This is a genomic window from Reyranella sp. CPCC 100927 (assembly GCF_007859315.1).
GTDB lineage: Bacteria > Pseudomonadota > Alphaproteobacteria > Reyranellales > Reyranellaceae > Vineibacter.
This window is the reverse complement of the sequence record NZ_VOHA01000006.1, coordinates 222,148-239,509: the sequence shown is the minus strand read 5'-3', so window position 1 is coordinate 239,509 and position 17,362 is coordinate 222,148. Positions and strand designations below refer to the sequence as shown.

13 protein-coding genes are annotated in these 17,362 nt (G+C 68.3%); 6 read left to right on the top strand and 7 right to left on the bottom strand.

Annotated elements, in window-relative coordinates; translation table 11 throughout:
• Positions 1-48: 48 nt before the first annotated feature.
• From FQU96_RS18820 to FQU96_RS18800, 5 genes are all read left to right on the top strand, one after another.
• Positions 49-987 carry a hypothetical protein gene (locus FQU96_RS18820; protein ID WP_146542861.1) on the top strand — a complete coding sequence of 313 codons (939 nt, stop codon included), beginning with the start codon at positions 49-51 and terminating at the stop codon, positions 985-987.
• A gap of 66 nt (positions 988-1,053) precedes the next feature.
• A complete protein-coding gene (locus tag FQU96_RS18815) occupies positions 1,054-2,442 on the top strand; it encodes an amidase (protein ID WP_146542860.1) in 1,389 nt (462 codons plus the stop codon).
• Positions 2,443-2,462: 20 nt separating this feature from the next.
• The gene (locus FQU96_RS18810) at positions 2,463-4,196 is read left to right on the top strand and encodes a thiamine pyrophosphate-requiring protein (protein ID WP_146542859.1); all 1,734 of its coding nucleotides are present in this window, start codon (positions 2,463-2,465) and stop codon (positions 4,194-4,196) included.
• A gap of 126 nt (positions 4,197-4,322) precedes the next feature.
• On the top strand, positions 4,323-5,090 hold the full coding sequence (locus tag FQU96_RS18805; RefSeq protein ID WP_146542858.1) for an NAD kinase: 768 nt from the start codon (positions 4,323-4,325) through the stop codon (positions 5,088-5,090).
• Positions 5,087-6,250, top strand: coding sequence for an AbrB family transcriptional regulator (locus FQU96_RS18800; RefSeq protein WP_146542857.1), 1,164 nt, complete (start codon positions 5,087-5,089; stop codon positions 6,248-6,250). The genes FQU96_RS18805 and FQU96_RS18800 overlap by 4 nt, the downstream gene beginning before the upstream one ends.
• 13 nt (positions 6,251-6,263) lie before the next feature.
• Here the strand turns inward: FQU96_RS18800 and FQU96_RS18795 are convergent, their stop codons facing one another.
• The 6 genes from FQU96_RS18795 to FQU96_RS18770 all read right to left on the bottom strand — a co-directional run bounded on the left by FQU96_RS18795 (position 6,264) and on the right by FQU96_RS18770 (position 12,833).
• On the bottom strand, positions 6,264-7,544 hold the full coding sequence (locus tag FQU96_RS18795; protein WP_146542856.1) for an adenylate/guanylate cyclase domain-containing protein: 1,281 nt from the start codon (positions 7,542-7,544) through the stop codon (positions 6,264-6,266).
• A 6-nt stretch (positions 7,545-7,550) separates the two neighbouring features.
• A complete protein-coding gene (locus FQU96_RS18790) occupies positions 7,551-8,204 on the bottom strand; it encodes a polysaccharide deacetylase family protein (RefSeq protein ID WP_146542855.1) in 654 nt (217 codons plus the stop codon).
• A 26-nt stretch (positions 8,205-8,230) separates the two neighbouring features.
• The gene (locus FQU96_RS18785; protein ID WP_146542854.1) at positions 8,231-9,046 is read right to left on the bottom strand and encodes an SDR family NAD(P)-dependent oxidoreductase; all 816 of its coding nucleotides are present in this window, start codon (positions 9,044-9,046) and stop codon (positions 8,231-8,233) included.
• A 71-nt stretch (positions 9,047-9,117) separates the two neighbouring features.
• A complete protein-coding gene (locus FQU96_RS18780) occupies positions 9,118-10,500 on the bottom strand; it encodes an MFS transporter (RefSeq protein ID WP_146542853.1) in 1,383 nt (460 codons plus the stop codon).
• A 24-nt stretch (positions 10,501-10,524) separates the two neighbouring features.
• Positions 10,525-11,274, bottom strand: a complete 750-nt coding sequence (locus FQU96_RS18775; protein ID WP_255468403.1) for an SDR family oxidoreductase — start codon at positions 11,272-11,274, stop codon at positions 10,525-10,527.
• 38 nt (positions 11,275-11,312) lie between these two features.
• Positions 11,313-12,833 (bottom strand): AMP-binding protein, encoded by a 1,521-nt coding sequence (locus FQU96_RS18770; protein ID WP_146542851.1) that lies wholly within the window; start codon positions 12,831-12,833, stop codon positions 11,313-11,315.
• A gap of 134 nt (positions 12,834-12,967) precedes the next feature.
• Here FQU96_RS18770 and FQU96_RS18765 point away from each other — a divergent pair, with 134 nt between their 5' ends.
• The gene (locus tag FQU96_RS18765; RefSeq protein ID WP_146542850.1) at positions 12,968-14,101 is read left to right on the top strand and encodes an FAD-binding oxidoreductase; all 1,134 of its coding nucleotides are present in this window, start codon (positions 12,968-12,970) and stop codon (positions 14,099-14,101) included.
• A gap of 154 nt (positions 14,102-14,255) precedes the next feature.
• Here FQU96_RS18765 and putA read toward each other — a convergent pair whose 3' ends face one another.
• Positions 14,256-17,351 carry a bifunctional proline dehydrogenase/L-glutamate gamma-semialdehyde dehydrogenase PutA gene (gene putA, locus FQU96_RS18760; protein ID WP_146542849.1) on the bottom strand — a complete coding sequence of 1,032 codons (3,096 nt, stop codon included), beginning with the start codon at positions 17,349-17,351 and terminating at the stop codon, positions 14,256-14,258.
• Between the last annotated feature and the right edge of the window lie 11 nt (positions 17,352-17,362).

The following is a 17,362-nucleotide window of genomic DNA, read 5'->3' as shown; positions in this document are numbered from 1 at the left end:
TTCTCACGCGAAAGTGCTCGGGCATGCTAGCCTGCGCCGGTGATCGCGTTGCTGGCCCTCCTTGACCGCTGCCTGTTGATGCTGTCGCGCCGGGCCACGCTGTTCCTGCCGTGGTCCCTGGCGTTGGGGCTGGTCTTTCCCGATCTCGCCGCCGCGATGAAACCGCTGGTGACGCCCTTGGTCATCGCGCTGCTCGGCCTCGCCATGACGCGCACCGACTGGCCTGCGTTCGTCGCCGTGCTGCGTCGCCCGTGGTTGCCGCTCGCCATGCTGGCCGTCGGCATGGTGCTGGTGCCGATCCTCATCACGCCGGTGCTTTGGCATCTGCCGATCGCACCCGGCCTGGCGCTCTCCTTGTCGCTGATGGCGTGCCTGCCGCCCCTGACGTCCATGCCGGCCGTCGCCGGGCTGCTCGGGCTCGATCGTGCGCTTGCCCTGTTCCTGATGCTCGCCGGCACGGCCCTGATGCCGCTCACGGCGCCGCCGCTGGCGCTGCTGCTGTTCGGACTCGACCTCAAGATCGGCGTGCTGGCGTTCGTGCTGCGGCTGGCCGGGCTGGTGCTGGGCGGCGCAATCTTCGCCGTCGTCGTGCGCAAGGCGGTCCTCGAGCGGACGCCACACGCCGCACAGCGTGTCGACGGCATCGCCGTCGTGGTCCTGATGCTCTTCGCCATCCCGATCATGGATGGCGTCCTTCCCCGCCTGCTGAACGAGCCGTGGCGCACGGGCAGCTTCGTGCTCTGGGGTTTCATCGCGACCGTCGTCTATATCGCGATCGCCACCCTGCTGTTCTGGCCTCTGGGTGCGCAACGCGCCTGCACCGCCGGATACGGCGCCGGCAGCCGCAACGCGGCGCTCATGCTGGCGGTGCTGCCGGCGACCGTCGATCCCGACTATTTCCTGTTCATCGCCGCCATCCAGTTCCCGATCTACGTGATGCCGACACTGTTGCAGCCGGTCTATCGGCACCTGCAGGCACGCGGGTAATTGCGCTGGACCGCATGCGATACGCGGTCCACAGTTGCGCGCCCACACATACCAACAAAACCTGAAATGCCCGCACCGCACGATCTTACCGCCCTCGAATTGCTCAAGGCCTACAAGTCGAAAAAGCTGTCGCCCGTCGACGTCGTGGACGACGTCGTCGCCCACATCGCCGCGTGGGAACCGAAGTTGAAGGCGCTGTACGCGCCGGACTTCGACGCCGCGCGCACCGCTGCCAAGGCTGCAGCCACCCGGTGGAAGAAAGGCAAGCCGGTGGGGCCGCTTGATGGCGTGCCGATCACCATCAAGGAGAATATCGCCAGCAAGGGCGTGCCGGTGCCGCTGGGCACGGCGGCCACGGCCCTGGTGCCGGCCGCTGCCGACGCGCCGCCGACGGCACGGGTACGCGACGCCGGCGCCATCATCCTGGCCAAGACCACGATGCCGGACTTCGGCATGCTGTCGTCGGGCCTGTCGAGTTTCCATCCGCTGACGCGCAACCCCTGGGACCTGACAAAGAATCCCGGAGGCTCGAGCGCCGGTGCCGGCGCCGCCGCGGCGGCGGGCTATGGACCGCTGCATATCGGTACCGACATCGGCGGCTCGATCCGCCTGCCGGCGAGCTGGTGCGGGCTCTTTGGCCTGAAGCCGTCGCTGGGCCGCATCCCGATCGATCCGCCCTATGTCGGCCGCGTCGCCGGACCGATGACGCGCACGGTGCAGGACTCGGCCCTGCTGATGAGCGTGCTGGCGCAGCCCGACGGTCGCGATCACATGAGCCTGCCGCCGGCGAAGATCAAATGGACCAAGCTCGACGGCGACGTGAAAGGCTTGAAGATCGGCCTGCAGCTCGATGCCGGCTACGGCCTGCCGGTCGATCCCGAGGTCCAGGCCGCCGTCGAAGCTGCCGCCAAGCTGTTCGCGAAGGCCGGCGCCAAGATAGCGCCGATGAAGCCGATCCTGACGCGCGACATCTTCGACGGACTCGACGATTTCTGGCGCACGCGGGCGTGGGACGACATCGTGCGGCTGTCGCCTGAGACGCGCGCGAAGATCCTGCCCTTCATCACGAACTGGGCGCGCAAGGCACTGGGTCTGTCGTCGGTCGACGTGATCCGCGGCTTCAACCGCATCATGGAAATGCGCAAGCTGGCAGCGGCGGCCTGTGCGCCGTTCGACTATGTGCTGTCGCCGACCGCTCCGATCGCGGCCTTTCCGGCCGAACTGCCCTGCCCGACCAACGATTCGTCACGGCCGCTGGAGCATGTCGGCTTCACGGTGCTGTGGAACATGTCCGAGCAGCCGGCCGCCTCGATCAACTGCGGCTACACCACGGCTGGCCTGCCGATCGGCCTGCAGATCGTGGGCCAGCGTTTCGATGATCTTGGCGTGCTGCAGCTGTCCTACTGGTACGAAAGCCGACGGCCGGCGCAGCGGCCGTGGCCGGCCCCTCATTGAGACGCAGAGCGATTGCAGCCATGACCGCCACCAACGAGACGCGACAGTCGACGGCCCACTACTTCCTGGAGGGCCTGAACGAGCTCGGGCTCGAGTACCTGTTCTGCAATCTCGGTACCGACCATGCGCCCCTGATCGAGGAGATGGCGCGCCGCCGCAAGCTCAACTGGCCGATGCCCAAGACGGTGCTCTGCCCGCACGAGAACACGGCCGTGCACATGGCCGCCGGCTACGCCATCGCCACTGGCCGCGGCCAGGGCGTTCTGGTGCATGTCGATGCCGGCACGGCCAACGCCGCGATGGGCCTGCACAACCTGTTCCGCGCCCGGCTGCCGGTGATGCTGATGGCCGGCCGCGCGCCGTTCACGACGCGCGGCGAACTGCCGGGCTCGCGCGATACCTACGTCCATTTCGTCCAGGAGCCGTTCGACCAGGCCAGCATCGTTCGTCCCTACGTCAAGTGGGAGTACAACCTGCAGTCCGGCGTCGTCGCCAAGGAAGCCTTGCGCCGCGCCTACAACGTCATGCACTCCGACCCCAAGGGGCCGGTGTACCTGATGTTCGCGCGCGAGACGCTGACGGACACCTGGCCCGACAGCGCCGCGGCGACCGATACGACGAACCGCGGCGGACCGGTCGCCGCGCGCGGTGTCGACCCGCAGACGGTTGAAGCGATTGCCGATCGCCTGCTCGGCGCACGAAACCCGCTGCTGATGACCGCCTATGCCGGCCGCAACCCGGCGACCGTGGATGTCATCGATGCCCTGGCGCGTTTCGCCGGCATCCGGGTCGTGACGTTCAATCCGGTCCACCTCAACATTCCGTACGACTCGCCCTGCTTCGCCGGCGTCATGCCCGGAAAACACGTGGCCGAGGCGGATGTCGGCCTGCTGGTGGACGTGGATGTCCCCTGGATCCCGCGTGATACGCCGGAAAACCCGGCCACATGGTGGGCGCATATCGACGTTGATGCCGAGAAGCGCGGCTTCCCGATGTGGAGTTTTCCCGGTCATCTGCGCGTCCAGGGTGACAGCCACCGCATTCTGACCCAGCTGCTGGATGTGCTGAAATCGCGGGCGACGCATGCGTTCCGTGCCGCCGCCGATGCGCGCGTCAAACGCCTGGCGGGCGAGCGCGATGCCCGCCTCGCCCAGGCCGCCGCTCTGGCGAGCAATCCCGGCGACGTCGGGCGGATCAATCCCCACTACCTCTGTGCCGCGATCGGACGCGCCGTCGGTCCCGACGACATCGTGCTGAACGAGGCGATCACCAATTCGCAAGCGGTCTTCAACCAGGTGCCCCGCACACGCGGCGGAACCTTGCTCGGCCTGCCCGGCGGCGGCCTGGGCTATTCCGGCGGAATCGCGTTGGGCCTGAAGCTGGGATTGCCGGACCGTATGATCGTCCAGTTCGTCGGCGACGGCACATTCTACTTCAGTAACCCGCAGTCGATGCTGGCCGTGTCGCGCCGCTACGATCTGCCGATCTTCACGGTCGTGCTCGACAACGGCGGCTGGGGCGCCGTCAAGGGCGCGACCCTGCGGGTCTACCCCGACGGTGAAGCCCGCGCCGCGGACGCCTTTGAGGCCGAACTGGCACCGGTGATGGACTTCGCCAAGATCGCCGAAGCTGCCGGAGCGTATGGCGAGCGCGTCGAGGACCCCGCCGCCGTCGAGGGCGCCGTACAACGATGCATCGAGCAGGTGCGCGGCGGCCGCATGGCTATCCTGCACGCACGTGTTACCCGCCTGTGAAATCCCCCTCTCCGTCCACGCAGTGGGGGGAGAGAGGATACGGCAGGCTAGCGTCGCGGTAGTCGGTGACTATACTCGCCGCGTCATGATCAGGCCCCACGCTCTTCCATTCCCCGCCACCGTACCATGAGTGCGCCACGGATCGCCTTCGTGGCCGGACCGACGCCGGATGCACGCGCGGCGCTGGCGCGCCTGAAGCAGCGCTACGCATCCGTCACAGTGCCGCGTGCCGACATCGTCGTGGCGCTGGGCGGCGACGGGTTGATGCTGCACACACTGCATCGGCTGATGTCATCCAGCACGCCGATCTTCGGCATGAACCGTGGCACCGTCGGGTTCCTGCTCAACACCTATCGTGAGACCGGCCTGCTGCAGCGCCTGCGCAATGCCAAGCAGGTCACGCTCAATCCGCTGATCATGCAGGTGACCACGGTGCGCGGCCGAACCACGCAGGCCCGCGCCATCAACGAGGTGTCGCTGCTGCGCCAGACCCGCCAGACCGCCAAGATCGCGATCTCGATCGACGGACAACGGCGGCTCGACGAGCTCGCCTGCGATGGCGTTCTGGTCGCCACACCTGCCGGCTCGACGGCCTACAACCTGTCGGCCCACGGCCCGATCCTGCCGCTGGGCGCCGGCCTGCTGGCGTTGACGCCGATCAGTCCGTTCCGCCCCCGGCGCTGGCGCGGCGCCATCCTGCCGCGCAGCGTGCAGGTGACGTTCGACGTGATGGAGCCGACCCGGCGGCCGGTCAGCGCCGTCGCCGACTTCACCGAGGTTCAGGACGTTGCCCAGGTGATCGTGACCGAGGACAGCCATCAGGCGCTGACGCTGCTGTTCGACCCCGAACACCACCTCGAGGAGCGCATCCTCAAGGAGCAGTTCCAGCCGTGAGCGGGGCCGACCGCGGTTCCCCGTCCGCGACGGCAGCATCGGATCCGCCGCCGGACCGGCCGGCAGCCACGGGCGGCACGCGCGGCTTCATCGGCTATGCCGGCTGGCGGCCGCTTCTGCTGGCCCTGGCGCTGGGCGCCGCGGGCGGCCTGACCTTCAATTTCCTGCACATGCCGCTGGCCTGGATGATGGGTGCCGGCGTCGCCTGCACGGTCGCGGCGATGTCGGGCGCCCATATCGGCGTGCCCAACAAGCTGCGCCAGGTGATGCTGGTGGTGCTGGGCGTGCTGCTGGGCAGCGGCTTCTCGCCCGACATGCTGAGCCAGATGCCGCGCTGGCTGATCACCATGGGCATTCTGATCGTGGCCACGCTGGTCAGCTGCGGGCTGATCTTTTTCATCCTGCGCCGCGTCGGCCGCTACGAAGCCAACACCGCCTACTTCTGTGCCATGCCCGGCGGCCTCAACGAGATGATCACCCTGGGCACCGCCTTCGGCGGCAATGAACGGGTGATCGCGCTGATGCACGCGGTGCGCATCCTCACCGTCGTGCTGACGATCCCGGTCTGGTACCGCCTGATGTACGGCACCATGACCTCGGTGTTCCAGGCTGCCGGTCGCGTCTCGGACCTCACCCTGCGCGACGTGGCGATCCTGGTGGCTTGCGGCGTGATCGGCGCCTTCACGGCGCGGCGCGCGCGGATGCCGGCAGCGATGATGTTCGGGCCCATGCTGCTGAGCGGCGCCATTCATCTCAGCGGCATCACCTCGTCGCGGCCGCCGGGTGAGCTGGTGGCCCTGGCCCAGGTCGTGATCGGCTCGGCCATCGGCTGCCGTTTCGTCGGCGCGATCCTGCGCGAGGTGCTACGCGACATCGGCTACGGCCTGCTGGCGGCACTGCTCCTGATCCTGCTTGCCGTCGCATTCGCCTGGCTGGGCCATGCGCTGACCGGCCTGCCGACCGATGACATCATCCTGAGCTATGCGCCCGGCGGCTTCGCCGAGATGAGCCTGGTCGGCCTCGCCCTGCACGCGGACATCGCCATGGTGGCGACGCACCACCTGTTCCGCATTTTCGTCGTGGTCATGGGCGGCGGACTGCTGTTCCGCCGGGTGATCGCGCCACGGCTGAAGGATCGCGGCAGTCGGCCGACATCCTGAGGCCGCCGCGCGATCAAGCGTTCAGGGCAAAGAGCGTGACCGGCTGACTGCGGCCGCGCAGAGGCTGGGGCGGAAGACGCCGCCATGCGCCGGCGTCATCACCCGATGCCACCAGCAGATCCTCTGAAACCAGCAGCGGGCAATCAGCCGTTTTTGCCGCCTCCTCCACCCGCGCCGCCACGTTCACCGTGTCGCCCAGCACGGTGAATTCCAGTCGCGAATCATCGCCGACTGCGCCGCAGAAGGCTTCGCCCCAATGCGCGCCGATGCCGATGGCGATCGGTTTCCGCCGGGCCTGCTCCCGCACGGCATTCCACGCGGCGAGATCGGTCAGAAGGGCGCGCGCACAGTCGACGGCCCGGCGGGCATCGTCGGGTTGGGCTGCCGGCACGCCGAAGACAACCAGGGCCGCATCGCCGATGAACTTGTCGATGACACCGCCATGGGCGTCGACGGCCCGCGCCACACGCTGGCGGAATTCACCGACGAAGCGACCGAGTTCGGTCGGATCCATGGTTTCGGCCATCGTCGTGAAGCCGCGGATATCGGCGAACAGCACCGCCACCATCTGTCGCCGACCGGCGCGCGCCGCCTCGACACCGGAGTCCGACAGGGACGCGGCGATCTGCGGTGGCAGGTAGCGCGTCAGGTTTGCCCGTCGCCGCGCCTCGTCGATGGCGCGCGCCAGCAAGGCCCGGGCGCGAAACGCGGCGACGACGAGAACCAGGCCGGCGGCCACGAGCATGACCAGCCGCATGGCGTTGGGCGGCCCGCCGAAGAAGAAATCCAGCACCGGTGGTCCCGCACGATCCGCCAGCGGCGTCCATGTGCCCACGGCTGTCGCCGCCAGGCCGATGCCCAGGATCGCGGTGACATAGATCTGCAGTGCCGGGTTGTAGCGCAGTGCGCCGAAGGCCAGCACCAGCGGCGCCAGCCACGCCGACGGCAAGGCGGCGAGGTAGTTTCCGGACAGCGTCGTGTTGGCGAGGCCCAGGGCAAGGCTGCTGACGATGAAGGCGACATCCAGGGTCACGAATGCCCACGACATCCAGGGGCGGAAATGATCGGTACCCGCCAGCCAGCGCGACAGGACGCCGAGCGTCAGGTACGCCACCATCGTCCCGATCGCGATGTCGAACTGACGTGCGATGGCGGTGGCGCCTGTCGGCGCCGTGCCGACCACCGTCGCCAGAAAACTGCCGCCCAGGAGCAGCGCGATGCCGATTCGCAGCGCCGCCACTGTGCGCTCGGCCTTCACCTCCGCTTCGGCGAAGAGCCGCGCCGCCTCGGTCATCGCCGCTCAGGCCTCGCGGTGTGAGACGATGCCGTCGAGCGGTACCTGGATATCGCCACGCCGGATCGGCACGCAGGCGTCGGGAAATTCCTGGCGGAAACCGTGACCGGCATCCTTGGCCCGGTGCAGGAACGTATCGAGATGACGGCCGGCGCCCTTGGGCAGATCGTGCAGGACGATCAGCGTCCAGTCCTGCGCCGCGCACTGGCCGAGCGCCGTCTCGACCCAGCCGTCGGGATCGGCGAAATCGCGCGGGATCGCATTCCACAGGACGCAGCTGTAGGCGCCCTGCGTCAGATGCGCGACGACAGGCTGGTTGAGCAGCAGCGGCCCGATATGGCCGCCGCCACCGAAGGGCCGGAAGAAGCGGTCCGGATGCGCGAGTGCACCGAGTTCGGCCTGTGTGCGGCCGACCTCCGCCTCGGCGCCGTCACCGTCCTCGCGCTGACCCAGCGGCACCGAATGTGTCCAGGTGTGGTTGCCGATCCAGTGGCCTTCGGCCGCGGCCCGCTCGCTGAGTGCGCGGCGACCCGGCATGGCGAGCTTTTCGCCGATGACGAAGAACGTCGCCTTCAGGTCGTGACGCGCCAGCGTATCGAGGACGCCAGGCGTGACGTCGGGCTCGGGGCCATTGTCGAACGTCAACGTGATGGTGGCCATGGCAACGACCTCCGTATCTTCGCGTATCACGCCCGCAGTGTAATGCCGCCATCGACGACCAGCAGGTGGCCGTTGACGTAGGCCGACTCGTCGCTGGCCAGGAACAACGCGGCGTTGGCGGTATCCCAGCCGGTGCCCATCTTCCCCGTCGGCGACGCCTTGTTGCGAATGGCGATCATCTTGTCGTACGCCGAATTGTGATCCTTTTCGTTCCGGGCGTACTGCTCGGCCAGGAAATCGATCATCGGCGTGTGCATCAGGCCGGGCAGGATGGCATTGCAGCGGATGCCCTTGTCGGCGTACTGCGACGCCACCGCCTGGGTGAGCGCGTTCACCGCCCCCTTGCTGGCGTTGTAGGCCACGTAGCTGATGCCCTTGGGCACGCGGATCGAGGCGATCGACGAGACGTTGATGATCGAGCCATTGCCCTGTCGTTCCATGACGGGCAGCACATGCTTGAGGGTCAGGAAGAAGCTCTTCACGTTGACGTCGAAGGTCAGGTCCCAATCCTTCTCCGCCAGTTCCACCGGTCCGCCGCTGGAGCCGATGCCGACGTTGTTGTCGAGCACATCGATCCGCTGCCAGCGCTCCAGGCAGGCCGCCGCCATCGCCTGGACCTGGCGATCGGACGTCACGTCGGCTTCGTGAGCCGCCGCCTCGCCGCCTTCCTTGGTGATGATGTCGACCGTCTCGCGGGCCGCGGCGAGGCTGCGGTCGACGCAGAACACCTTGGCGCCCTCGCGTGCGAACGTGACGGCCGTGCACTTGCCGTTGCCCCAGCCCGGGCCGCTCGATCCGGCGCCCACCACGATCGCTACACGATCCTGCAACCTGCCCGCCATCGTCCCTCATCTCCTGGTCGTTGGTATATGCCGACGCTAGCACGCGAACCGGTGGTTCGCTGCTACGAGGTTCAGTCCAACCACACCCGCCGGCGCATGAACGTCATGACCAGGGCGGCCAGCAGGAAAGCCGCCGTCGCCCAGAACGTGATCTTGAAGGCAGCCAGGAACGCCGCATCCGCCGTCAGGCCGTCGGCAATGCCCGCCTGTCGCGTGGACTGAAAGAGGGCACTCAGAATCGTGGCGCTGGCGACGGTGCCCAACGTGCGGGTGACCATCGCCAGACTCCCGGCCACGCCGCGATCGCGCAGCGGCAGGACCGCCGTCACGATATCGGTGTAGGCGACCTGGAACAGGCCCAGGCCGATGCCCTGACACAGAAGTGCCGCCGTCATCGCGCCCAGCGCCGATGGATCGGCGCTGGCGCCGATGGCACCCGTGCCGGCGATCACCAGTACGACCCCCGCCAGCGCGTTGCGCCGCTGCCGCGTGCCGCCCGCCAGGCGGCCGGCCAAGGCCGAACCCAGCATCATGCCGACGGCGCTGACCGCCAGCACCGCGCCGCCCGCGGTTGCCGACAATTTCGCGATGCCGGACAGGTGATACGGCACCAGCAGCAGAATGGCGAAGCCGACCAGGTTCACGGCCAGGCTCATCAGGTTGAGCACACTGAAGTCGAGATCGCGGAACAGCGATGGCCGCAGGATCGGCTCGTCGAACCTGGCCTGGTGCAGCACGAAAACGACGAGGGCATTGGCGCCGGCCAGCGCCAGCCCCAGCGGCAGCCATGTGCCGCCGCCCGGCATCTGCGCCAGCGCCAGGGCCAACAGCAGCGCACTGATCCAGAAGGCGAGCAGGCCCGAGCCCAACCAGTCGAACCGGCGCTGCGCATCCGGCGTCGATGCCGGCAGCATCCACGACAGAGCCAGCGCCACCACCGCCACCGGCGCGCGGAACCAGAACACGGCGCCCCAGCCCCAGCGGTCGATCAGCGCGCCGCCCAGCAGCGGCCCCAGCGCCCAGGCGACAGCAAACAGGCCGGCATAGAGGCCCAGCGCGCGGGCACGGTCTTTCTCGTCATAGAGCAAGGTCGCCAGCGCCGGCGCACAGCTGAGCGTCAGTGCCGCACCGATACCCTGCACGGCGCGGAAGATCAGCAGCCAGCCGAAGCTCGGCGCCAGGGCGCACAGGACGAACGCAACGACGCTGACCAGCAGGCCGAGCTGAAAGATGCGCCGGTAGCCCAGCAGGTCGCCCAGCTTGCCGAACACCAGCATGAGGCTGGTGTAGGTGAGCACGTAGCAGATCACGATCCACTGGATCGTGCGGACCTCCAGGCCGAAGGCAGCCGTGATGGCGGGGAACGCGATATTGACCGCCGTGTCCAGCGGCACTCCGGCGACACCGACACCGACGATGAACAGACCGAACGGTGCCTGACGCAGCGTCTGCATGGCGCGCCGCGGGGTTCGCGGCGCTCAGCCCCGGCCGACGAACGGCATCTTGGTCGCCATCACGGTCACGAACAACGCGTTGGCATCGGGCGGCAACGTCGCCATGTAGACGATGGTGCGGCCGACGGACTCGACGTCCATGACCGGCTCCGCCCGCACCGAGCCGTCAGCCTGCGGCACGCCCTGCGTCATGCGCGCCGCCAGCGGCGTCAAGGCGTTGCCGATATCGATCTGACCGCAGGCGATGTCGAACGGACGGCCATCGAGCGCGATGCACTTGGTCAGCCCGGTGATGGCGTGCTTGGTGGCGGTGTAGGCGACCGAGTTGGGCCGCGGCGCATGGGCCGAGATCGAGCCGTTGTTGATGATGCGCCCGCCCTGCGGCGTCTGCTCCTTCATCAGGCGCATCGCCTCCTGCGCGCACAGGAACGAGCCGGTGAGGTTGACGTCGACCACGGCCTTCCACTGCTCGACGGGGAGCTGATCCATCGGCACGGCCGGCGCGCCCATGCCGGCATTGTTGAACAGCAGGTCCAGCCGACCGAAGGCTTCCTTGGTCTTGGCGAACAGCGCCTTGACCTGCGCCGGATCACCGACGTCGGCCGGGATCACCAGGGTCTTGGCGCCGGATGCCTGGGCTGCCGCCGCGACCTCCTCCAGCGGCTCCTTGCGACGACCGGTCAGCACGAGGGAATAGTCTTCCTTGGCCAGCGCCAGCGCAGCCGCCTTGCCGACACCGGTGCCGGCACCGGTGATGAGCGCAATCCTGGGCATGGGCATCTCCTCACATCGTTGAATTGGGGTTGGGCCAGCTATACCAGCTTCCGCAACTCGGTCTTCAATATTTTCCCGTAGTTGTTCTTGGGCAGCGCCGCGACGAACTTGTAGTCCTTGGGCCGCTTGTAGCGGGCGATGTTCTCCAGGCAGAGCGTGTCCAGCTCGGCTCCGGTGATCCGTTGGCCCTCGCGCACCACCACGAAGGCCACCGCCTCCTCGCCCCACTCGGCATGCGGACGGCCGATGACCGAACATTCCTGCACGGCGGGATGCGTGTTCAGGACATCCTCGATCTCGCGCGGATAGATGTTGGATCCGCCCGAGATGATCATGTCCTTGGAACGGTCCTTCAATGTGAGGAACCCGTCCTCGTCGAAGCAGCCGACATCGCCGGTCCACAACCAGCCGTCGCGCAGGGATTTGGCCGTGGCCGCGTCGTTCTGCCAGTAGCCCGACATCACCGTCTCGCCGCGCACGATGATCTCGCCAACCTCGCCCGTGGGCATGGGCGTGCCGGCCTCGTCGACCACGCGCACCTCGACACAGGAGTCGGGCAGCCCGGCCGATGCCAGCCGCGGCTCCCACCGTGGATGGTCGCGGTTGGCATGCTCGGCCCGGCTGAGATGGGTGATGGTCATCGGGCTCTCGCCCTGGCCGTAGAGCTGCACCATCACGTTGCCCAGCATGTCCAGCGACGTCTTGAGATCGCTGACATACATCGGCGCGCCGCCGTACGTGATCGTGCGGATCTGTCCCGGCGTGATGTCGGCGGCCGCGGGATGATCGATCAGCCGCTTCACCATGGTGGGTGCCAGGAAGATCGTGGCATCGGGCCAGCGCCGCAGGAGGCCGACCGTTTCCGGCACGTCGTAGCGGCCGCTGTCGGGAAACACCTGCACGCCGCCGCGCGCCAGCACGGGAAAATTCCACAAGCCGGAACCGTGGCTGATCGGCGCCACATGCAGGATCGATCCGCCGGGTTCCGGCCGATCGATGTCGGCGTAGTAGTTCAGCGTCATGGCCAACAGATTGCGGTGCGACAGCGTCGCCCCCTTGGGCCGGCCCGTCGTGCCAGAAGTGTAGAACAGCCAGGCCGGATCGGTCGGCGCCGTCATGGCGGCCGGCAGCGGATCACCCACGGCCATGAACGAATAGTCGCGCGTCGTGACGTCGATGATGCGTTCCAGCGCCGGACAATCGGCCTTGATGGCGGCGATGCTCTCGGCAAGATCGGGCGTGACGACACAGACGCGCGCGCCCGCGTTCTGCAGGATGAACGCGAACTCGCGCGGGTGCAGCTTGGCGTTCATCGGCACGGCCACCAGGCCCGCGTGCCAGATCGCGTACATGATCTCGATCGCCTCGACGCCGTTGGTCATGGCAAAAGCGACGCGGTCGCCGGGCTGTAGTGTCAGCCTGTGCCGCAGGTGCGTGGCCATCACCGACACCTTGCGCAGCAGGTTGCGATAGGTCAGGTGCGGCGTTTCCCCTTTGGCCAACGCCACGTAGTCCGGAAACGCCTGCGCCGACTTGATCAACAGATTCGCGATATTCATGCCATGACTCCGTCGGGTCCGACGATGGCACGGGCAACGTCCGGAGAAAACCCTCGTCGGCTTCCATCCGCCGTTGCGCCGCTGGCATGGCACTTGCCATAGTGCGCACCACGCGGCGCGCTGTGGGAGCCAGAATGAGCATTACGGAAGTCGAGTTCGCCATCGTCGGCGCCGGCATCGCCGGCGTGTCGTGTGCCTATTTCCTGGCCGGCGCCGGAACCGTGGCGATTCTCGAGCGCGAGCACGTCGCGGCCTACCACACGACCGGCCGATCTGCAGCGCTCTACAGCGAGACCTACGGCAACGATGCCATCCGTGCCATCACGGTGGCCAGCGGCAGCTTCTACCGCCAGCCGCCGGCCGGCTTCGCCGACGTCCCGCTGCTCAGCCCGCGCGGCGTCCTGTTCATCGGCACGGCAGCCGAGAACGACGCCCTGGACCAGGCCTATCGGGAATTCCACAGCCTGGTCTCGACCGTGCGCCGCGCCGACAAGACCGAGGCCCTGGGTCTGCTGCCCCTGCTCAATCCTGACATGGTCGACAGCGGCGTCTATGAACCCGACGCCGAGGACATGGACGTCGCCGCCATCCACGGCGGGTTCCTGAAGGGGGCGCGCGCCAAGGGGGCCGTCCTGCGACTGAAGGCCGAGATCGTCGGCGTCGCCCGCAAGGGCGGCAAGTGGCAGCTGGACCTGCGCGGCGGCGACCAGGTCATCGCGACCAGCGTGATCAACGCTGCCGGCGCCTGGTGCGACGAGTTGGCGGCATTGGCCGGCGTCAGGCCGGTCGGCCTGGTGCCCAAGCGGCGCACGGCGTTCACGTTCGACGCGCCGCAGGGCGTCGACATTCATGGATTGCCGGCCGTGGTCGACATCGGCGAGACGTTCTACTTCAAGCCTGAAGTGGGCCAGTTCCTCGGCTCGCCGGCGGACGAAACCCCGAGCCCGCCCTGCGATGCGCAACCGGAAGAAATCGATATCGCCATCGCGGTCGAGCGCATCGAAGCCGCATCGACGCTGCGCATCACCCGCATCAAAAACAAGTGGGCGGGCCTGCGCAGCTTCGTCGCCGACAAGACCTTCGTCGTCGGCTACGACAGCGACGCCGAGGGCTTCTTCTGGCTCGCCGGCCAGGGCGGCTACGGTATCCAGAGCGCCCCCGCGATGGGCCGCATCTCGGCGGCGCTGGCCGCCGGCAAAGGCATGCCCGACGACATCAAGGCCTTGGATGTCACCGAGGCGACGTTGAGCCCGGCACGATTGCGGTAGGCCTAGTACCCGGAATCACGCGTCCCTGATACAGCTGTCATCCCGAGCGCAGCGAGGGATCTTTCGACGCAGGCGCATCCGTGCGTCACTTTCAGAAGATCCCTCGCTGCGCTCGGGATGACGATCCTGAGTCACACTCTAGCGATAGTCGGTACTACCCCTCGCCCAAGGACACCAGCGTGGCGTTGCCGCCGGCCGCGGCGGTGTTGATCGAGAGCGTGCGCTCGGTCGCGAAGCGCGGCAGGTAGTGCGGGCCGCCGGCCTTGGGGCCGGTGCCGCTCAGTCCCTGGCCGCCGAACGGCTGCACGCCGACGACGGCGCCGATCATGTTGCGGTTGACGTAGGCGTTGCCGACCGGCAGGCGGTTGACGATGGTCTCGACCGTGCGATCGATGCGGCTGTGCACCCCCAGGGTCAGGCCGAAGCCTGTCGCCTCGATGGTCTCCAGCACGGCATCGAGCCGCCCGGCGGCATAGCGCACGATGTGCAGCACCGGTCCGAACACCTCGCCGGTCAGGCGCGACAGCGAATCGATCTCGTAGGCGCGCGGCGCGAACCAATGCCCGCGCGGCAGGTTTGACGGCAACGGCGTTTCGGCAACAAGCCTGGCCTCGCGCGCCATGCGCGCCACATGCGCCTCCAATGCCGTCCTGCTCTCGGCGTCGATCACGGGCCCGACATCGGTGGCGAGGTCCATCGGATCGCCGACGACGAGTTCGCGCGCGGCGCCGGCGATCATTTCGATGACGCGGTCGGCCACGTCTTCCTGCACGAACAGCACGCGCAAGGCCGAGCAGCGTTGCCCGGCCGAGCGGAAGGCGCTGGTGATCGCATCGTCTACCACCTGCTCCGGCAGCGCCGACGAATCGACCAGCATCGCGTTCTGGCCGCCGGTCTCGGCGATCAGCGGCACGATCGCCGCGCGCCGGGCCGCCAGCCCGCGGTTGATGGCCCACGCGGTCTCGACCGAACCGGTGAAAGCAACGCCGGCCGTTCGCGCGTCATCGCAGATCGCGGCGCCCACGGTACCGTCGCCCGGCAGCAGGTGCAGGGCCGCGGTCGGCACGCCGGCGCGATGCAGCAGCGCCACGGCACGCGCCGCGATCAGCGGTGTCTGCTCGGCCGGCTTGGCGAGAACGGCATTGCCGGCGACCAGCGCCGCGGCGATCTGTCCGGTGAAGATGGCGAGCGGAAAATTCCACGGGCTGATGCAGGCGAACGCGCCGCGTCCGTGCAGCGCCAGCGTGTTGCGTTCGCCGGTCGGCCCCGGCAATTCGGCCGGCGCCGCGAACAGGCGGCGCGCTTCGGCGGCATAGTAGCGGCAGAAATCGGCGGCCTCGCGCACCTCGGACAGCGCATCGGGAACCGTCCTGCCGGCCTCGCGCGCGATCAGCGTCATCAGGTCGGTACGCTCGGCCTCGATCAGGTCGGCGGCACGATCCAGGGCCGCCGCGCGCTCTGCCACCGGCACGCGCACCCAATCGCGGAAACCGGCCGCCGCGGCCCGATGCGCCGCATCGACGGTACTGGCATCGGCATCGATCACCGTGCCGATCACCCGATCGAGATTGGCCGGATCATGGACCTCACGTGCACGGCCGCCGGCGGCCGCGCCCTGAACGAGGGGTGCCGCGCGCCAGGATGCACGCGCCGCTGTCTGCATCGCGGCCAGCATGGTGTCCGTCACGCCGCGGTCCGAGAGATCGAGGCCGGCAGAGTTGGCGCGCGCGGGGCGGAACATGTCGATCGGCAGCGGGATACGCGGATGCGGCTTGGCGGCGTGGCGCGCCATGACTTCCGCCGGATCGCGCACCAGGTCCTCGGCGGCGACATGCTCGTCGACGATCCGGTTGACGAACGATGTGTTGGCGCCGTTCTCCAGCAGACGCCGCACCAGATAGGCCAGCAGATCGCGGTGCGTGCCGACCGGCGCATAGACGCGGCACGGCACGTTGTCGGGGCTGCCGCGGCCGACCAGCTGGTGATAGAGCGGCTCGCCCATGCCGTGCAGGCGCTGGAATTCGTAGTTGCCCTTGCCGGCGGCGAGTTCGATGACAGCGGCCACGGTGTGCGCGTTGTGGGTCGCGAAGCATGGATACAGCACGTCGCGGGCCGCGAGCAGCTTGGCGGCGCAGACGATATAGGACAGGTCCGTACCGGCCTTGCGCGTGAACACCGGATAGGCGGCAAAGCCGCGTTCCTGGGCTTTCTTGATTTCGCTGTCCCAGTAGGCGCCCTTGACCAGCCGTACCATCAGCCGGCGCCGGCGCGTGCGCGCGATGGCGATGACACGGTCGATCACGGCAGGCGCCCGCATCTGGTAGGCCTGCACGGCAAGGCCAAAACCCTGCCAGCCGCCGAACGCCCGATCGTCCAGCACGGCCTCGATCACATCCAGCGACAGATCGAGCCGCTCGGCTTCTTCGGCATCGATGGTCAGCGACATGTTGACGGCCGCAGCACGACGGGCCAGCGCGGCGATGCGTGGCACCAGTTCGCGCATCACGCGGTGACGCTGCGCCTCCTCGTAGCGCGGATGCAGCGCCGACAGCTTCACCGAGATGCCGGGCCCGTCGATCGGATCGCGCCCGCGCATGGCGGCACCGATCGCATCGATGGCCTGTTCATAAGCCGCCATGTAGCCGTCGGCATCGCGCAAGGTGCGGGCGCCCTCGCCCAGCATGTCGAACGAATGCCGGTAGCCGACACTTTCGGGATCGCGCGCACGGTCGAGCGCATCCTCGATGGTCTCGCCCATGACGAACTGGCGGCCCAGGATGCGCACGGCCTGGCGCATGGCGAGGCGGATCGCCGGTTCCCCGGCCCGCGCCACCAGCCGGCGCAGCAACGTCGAGGGCTTGCCGGGATCGTCGAGCGCCACGACCCGGCCGGTCAGCATCAGCCCCCACGTCGCGGCATTGACGAAGACGGACTCGGCGTGTCCCAGATGCCGATCCCAATCGGCGCTGCCGATCTTGTCCTCGATCAGGGCGTCGGCCGTGGCGGCGTCCGGGATGCGCAGCAGGGCCTCGGCCAGGCACATCAGCGCCACGCCCTCCTTGGTGGTCAGGCCGAATTCCTGCAGGAATTCATCGATGCCGCCGAAGCGCCGCCGCGCCACGCGCATGCCCCGCGTCAGGGCCACGGCCCGGTCGCGGACCCTGGCCTTGGCCGTCGGGTCGAGCGGATAGGCGCCGAGCAGCCCCTCGATCGCGGCCGCCTCGGTGGCGGGCGCTGGTCCGTCAGCCATTGTCCCTCCTC

Bases quoted from the DNA above. Each gene is read 5' to 3' on its own strand.
- FQU96_RS18765 (WP_146542850.1), top strand. From the start codon at position 12,968: ATGAGCATTACGGAAGTCGAGTTCGCCATCGTCGGCGCCGGCATCGCC.
- FQU96_RS18805 (WP_146542858.1), top strand. From the start codon at position 4,323: ATGAGTGCGCCACGGATCGCCTTCGTGGCCGGACCGACGCCGGATGCA.
- FQU96_RS18790 (WP_146542855.1), bottom strand. From the start codon at position 8,204: ATGGCCACCATCACGTTGACGTTCGACAATGGCCCCGAGCCCGACGTC.
- FQU96_RS18775 (WP_255468403.1), bottom strand. From the start codon at position 11,274: ATGCCCAGGATTGCGCTCATCACCGGTGCCGGCACCGGTGTCGGCAAG.
- FQU96_RS18770 (WP_146542851.1), bottom strand. From the start codon at position 12,833: ATGAATATCGCGAATCTGTTGATCAAGTCGGCGCAGGCGTTTCCGGAC.
- FQU96_RS18815 (WP_146542860.1), top strand. From the start codon at position 1,054: ATGCCCGCACCGCACGATCTTACCGCCCTCGAATTGCTCAAGGCCTAC.
- FQU96_RS18780 (WP_146542853.1), bottom strand. From the start codon at position 10,500: ATGCAGACGCTGCGTCAGGCACCGTTCGGTCTGTTCATCGTCGGTGTC.
- putA (WP_146542849.1), bottom strand. From the start codon at position 17,351: ATGGCTGACGGACCAGCGCCCGCCACCGAGGCGGCCGCGATCGAGGGG.
- FQU96_RS18795 (WP_146542856.1), bottom strand. From the start codon at position 7,544: ATGACCGAGGCGGCGCGGCTCTTCGCCGAAGCGGAGGTGAAGGCCGAG.
- FQU96_RS18785 (WP_146542854.1), bottom strand. From the start codon at position 9,046: ATGGCGGGCAGGTTGCAGGATCGTGTAGCGATCGTGGTGGGCGCCGGA.
- FQU96_RS18810 (WP_146542859.1), top strand. From the start codon at position 2,463: ATGACCGCCACCAACGAGACGCGACAGTCGACGGCCCACTACTTCCTG.